The sequence below is a fragment of the Mesorhizobium sp. M7A.F.Ca.CA.001.10.2.1 genome, from assembly GCF_003998575.1.
Lineage (GTDB): Bacteria > Pseudomonadota > Alphaproteobacteria > Rhizobiales > Rhizobiaceae > Mesorhizobium.
The window spans coordinates 1-721 of the sequence record NZ_RZQY01001220.1 but is presented as its reverse complement, the minus strand read 5'-3'; the positions used below and the strand labels follow the sequence as shown (position 1 = coordinate 721).

General features: G+C 66.4%; 2 protein-coding genes. Both read right to left on the bottom strand.

Translation table 11 applies throughout. The features are described 5' to 3' along the window. On the bottom strand, nucleotides 1–389 hold a 389-nt coding region (locus EN964_RS36260; protein WP_164776558.1), incomplete at its 3' end, for an FAD-dependent oxidoreductase. A 44-nt stretch (nucleotides 390–433) separates the two neighbouring features. Beyond that, a partial coding sequence (locus EN964_RS36255) for a helix-turn-helix transcriptional regulator (RefSeq protein WP_164776557.1) occupies nucleotides 434–721 on the bottom strand: 288 nt, incomplete at its 5' end.

Here is a 721-nt window from a genome sequence, read left to right as displayed (position 1 = left end):
TCCTTGCGGCCATCATTGGCGACCTTGTCGTGTCCCTGACGGGTGATCGCGGTGACCTCGGCGCCTAGCTTCAAATTGGCGGCGATCGCGGGAAGCCGGCCAAGCGGCGCCAGATAATCGCGCACGATCTCGCCGCCGGTCGGCAGGCCCTGGCTATCCGGCGCCGTCCAGCCGGAGCGGTCGAGCAGCGCCCGCGCCGCCGCATCGATGTTATATTTCCATGGCGAAAACACCCGCACATGTCCCCAATCGAGCAGCGCCGCACCCACGCTTTCGCCGCGTTCCAGGACGAGCGGAGTGATGCCGCGTTCGACCAGATGCGCCGCGGCTGCCAGCCCGACCGGGCCGGCGCCGATCACCGCGACGGGAAGGTTTGCCATCATGTCCATAGGTTCCATCCTTCCGGTATGTTCGAATTATAAGCGCAAAAAAATCAAGCCAGCGCTTTGCCGGCGGCGGGCGCGCAGGCGGCGTCGGCGCAGCACTCGTCGGCGAGGTAGCCGATCAGCGCATTCATGCCGGGATAGTTGGCGCGGCAGATCAGCGTCGTCGCTTGCCGCTCCTGCGTCACCAGACCGGTGTCGACCAGCCGCTTGAGGTGATGCGACAGCGTCGAGGACGGAATGTCGAGCTTGCCCTGGACGCTGCCGACGGCAAGCCCGTCGTCACCGGCGCGCACCAGGATGCGATAGAGCTGAAGCCGCGTCGGGTTGCCGAGCGC